The organism is Holospora undulata HU1 (assembly GCF_000388175.3).
In the GTDB taxonomy this organism is placed as follows: domain Bacteria; phylum Pseudomonadota; class Alphaproteobacteria; order Holosporales; family Holosporaceae; genus Holospora; species Holospora undulata_A.
The window spans coordinates 1-3529 of sequence record NZ_ARPM03000094.1 but is presented as its reverse complement, the minus strand read 5'-3'; the positions used below and the strand labels follow the sequence as shown (position 1 = coordinate 3529).

At 33.7% G+C, this 3529-nt stretch carries 2 protein-coding genes; one reads left to right on the top strand and one right to left on the bottom strand.

Features of this window, described 5'->3' with window-relative positions; all coding sequences use genetic code 11:
• Nucleotides 1-378: 378 nt before the first annotated feature.
• Nucleotides 379-2280 carry a lytic transglycosylase domain-containing protein gene (locus tag K737_RS01880; protein ID WP_006288332.1) on the top strand — a complete coding sequence of 634 codons (1902 nt, stop codon included), beginning with the start codon at nucleotides 379-381 and terminating at the stop codon, nucleotides 2278-2280.
• Nucleotides 2281-3357: 1077 nt separating this feature from the next.
• Here K737_RS01880 and K737_RS11845 read toward each other — a convergent pair.
• On the bottom strand, nucleotides 3358-3495 hold the full coding sequence (locus K737_RS11845) for a hypothetical protein (RefSeq protein WP_407636446.1): 138 nt from the start codon (nucleotides 3493-3495) through the stop codon (nucleotides 3358-3360).
• Nucleotides 3496-3529 lie beyond the last annotated feature (34 nt).

Here is a 3529-nt window from a genome sequence, read left to right as displayed (position 1 = left end):
GCCCCCCCCTTGCAAACACACGACAACTTCAAATGCTGGAGGTAACACTGCGTATTTTTGCGGAACTTCACGCTAATAAAACATCGAAAATTAATCATGCTATCTTTGGTTAAGAGTCTCTAATTGTGAGCAATGTGGACTCCATTGTGCAATGACATGGTCAAGAATCACGTATAAAAAACGTTGAATCATAAAAAAGTAGATTCAGAAATAAAGTCTATATTTTTCCAAAAAATAGATATTTGATTTTTTATTATAAATTCAACCAAAATTAAAAAATCAATTATTTATTTTCTTTTATGTCAGTAAAAAAACGTTTTATTTTTATAAAAAAATATTTTATACTACTATGTACGCGTAAGGTTGAAAAATTTAGAAATGTATTTATTGCTTATATGCTTTGTTTCCTTTGGTTGTGCCTGTGCAAATGATAAAAAATTTTCTTCATCTCCGAACTCTTCACATCTTTTCGAAAAAACTCAAGCTCAGCTTACAAAAGAAAAAGAGTCTAAATTTCTCTCGAATAATTGTGATTCTATTAAAATTTTAAAATTTTTCAGAAACTCTCCTCCCCAGACAGTACAAGGGTGGATTCGATATGGACAAATTCTTTCTAGGTACGGACGAGATCTTTTTCCTCATCAAAAGGCAATAAGAAAATTTTGGATAGAAACAATAGTACCAATAAAGTTTTGTGGACCTTTTTTGAACATTTGGTCTAAAGTACTTTCTGTCAGAGACCACGAACATAAAATTATTTACTTGTTGAGTATTAATTCTCCTCAAAATCCTTTGATTGAAAGCGCGCAATCAACAATTAATTTACTAAAAAATCAGTTTCATCCTAACCACGAATTGCGTATTGCAACAGGTCTTTTGGGATTGGATGGTAAATGGCTAGCTCTGTTTCACGGTAAATCCCACCGAGCTTATTTTATGCCAATACTAAGACGTGCTTATGTTCGTTTTTTATTGAGAAAAGATCAGCTAGAAGTGGCCTATCAGTATTGGCTTCGTTGGAAGAACGATCTTTTATCAGAAAAGTATACTTTTAATCCTCAAGCAACGTATGCAGGGTTTAGCGCAGCAAGATCTTTAGTTCGAGACCTGCTTCAAAAAGGGAACGTTAGCGAAGCTGAGCGCGATTCAGCTTTAGCACGTCAATGGTATACAAAAGCTGCTAAAATTATTCGCACAACAGAAAAAAGTAATGGAATTTTTCCAATAGAAAACAGTTGGATAGGAGGGTGGGTCCAAGTTCATTTGAATAACTGGAAAGAAGCGTTAAAGCATTTTTCCTATATGATGAAGCAGTCTTTTATGGAAGATCCAAGAATAATTTCTTCAATGTTGCGAGAGCGATATTATGTAAAAGCAGCATTTTGGTGTGGAGTATGCTGCCAAAAACAATGTAACGTGCAAAAATCTCGTACGTATTTTGAAGAAGCAGCAAAATATCCCTTTTTGTTTTACGGCCAAATGGCGCTGACAAGATTAAAGCGAACATTAGTCATGAAGTTTACCTCTCCTTCATCTTTTGGAAAGTCTCGTGTAATTGAAAGTTTGTTAAATATTTTAAAAGATAAGGAAAATCAGAAACTTCCTGTTAATAACGTATCCTTGGTAAACTGTTTGTTGGATGACCTAATTGATCACTTCAGCTCTATCCAGGAGTGCTGGACTTTTGTTAACATTTTACACAAACAATTTCCTTCAGAAGCTATTTATTTGGCGAGAAAACTCTCAGCGCATAGAGCAAAATATGTTTTTCCTATTGCTTATCCTACGTGCGCGCTTCCAAGACCTTTTCCTGATCCTGCTTTAATATGGTCTATTGCTCTGGGAGAGACGTGTTTTTCTCCCTATGTTGTTAGTTCTAAGGGAGCATTAGGTGTCATGCAGATTATGCCGTTTGATATTGCTAAATATGCTAAAAAAGCTGGGCTTCCCTATAATTTAAGACGAATGAAAGAGTTTACTTATGGAATGAGCTTGGGAATTGAAGAAATAAAGGAAAAATTAGCGTCACATCGACAAAATTACGTATTAAGTATTGCTAGTTACAACGTGGGATCCAGGAAGTTAAAAGAGTGGTACAAAACTTTATATCCAGTTTACGAGAACGACGTTATGTTACGCACGTGTTTATGGATTGAGCGTATTCCTTATGAAGAAACTCGTCAATATGTCTGTAAAATTCTTTCGTTTTATTGTGTGTATCGCTGGATGCAGGGGCGTGCTTTAAAGTGCCATGATATGGAGAAACTTTTAGCGTTATAAAATGTAACGCTTAGGGAAGCAGAATTAACAAAAGTGTGGTATAGATAAATTTGGTAATACTCTCTACAGAATTTAGGAATCAGGTTCCGCGTAGTAAATATGAACACTAAAATCAAATCTAAGCTAAATATTTTTCTTCTGTTTTTTCATTTACCAAAAATGATTTTAAATTGTTGAATAATCCAATAACGTTTTTTCAGTGTTTTTTAGGTGTAATATCTAGTTTTTACATTGTTTTCTTAACGGAATATTTTATTAGTCTTCTTTTTTTGCAATATAAATCGACGTTCAGTTTTTTCTTTCCTGATAATCAGTATTTTTAGTTAGGGCCACAACACTGATTATTATTTAAGATAATTTTTAAAAAGGGGGAGGATTTTAAAAAGGGGGAGGAACATTTTTATGTTTATCACCTTCGTTGGTTGAGAAAAATCAACTCCACTCATCCCCCCAAAACAAAAACAGACATGAATTGTTAAAGAAAAATGTTAATGTGGATCATGACGCATACGATATATTAATTTAGGTTGAATTAGGTATGTTTTTTTTTGTTAAAATAAAAGGAAAATGATAAAGAGCTGTAGCAACGATTTAAGACAAAGGGGAATAGAATATTTAGATGAGGGGGGGGCGGGTATATTGAAGCATCGCACCTATTTAAAATAAGTGTATCAGCGATAGGAAGGTGGCTAAAAAATTGGCATAGAAAATTGGCATAGAAAATTAGTATAGAAAATACAGACAAGAAGGCAGTTATTTTCCTAAGAGGCGTGCTTGGCTCAGAAAAAAAGATTGACTTAGAAAAGCTTGAAAAGTAAGTCAAAGAAAACCAAGATATGACCTTGAAAAAAGCTGCTAAAGAATTTGGGGTACACTCAGTTACTGGTTAAAAAGATTAGGCTATAGCTTAAAAAAACACTTTTCGTACGTGAAAGCAAGCAAAAAAAAAGTAAAGTAAATAAAAGTAAAGTCAGTATCAAGAATCGATCAAAGATATATAGTAATTTAGGTAGAATTAGATATTTTAAAGAACCACGAAATAGCGTCGAATAGAGCGTTGAAATTGACAACCTGTATTCATGATTCAGCTATTCTTCTTAATAGGATCATGGAATGGGCTATCATACTCATGTTTTCATCAGTCGCTATGGCAATTTCATAATCTTTAGATACCCTTCGAAAATGATTTAGCCATGCAAATGTTCTTTCGACAATCCAACGCGTTGGAAGTATAGACCATCCTTGAGAT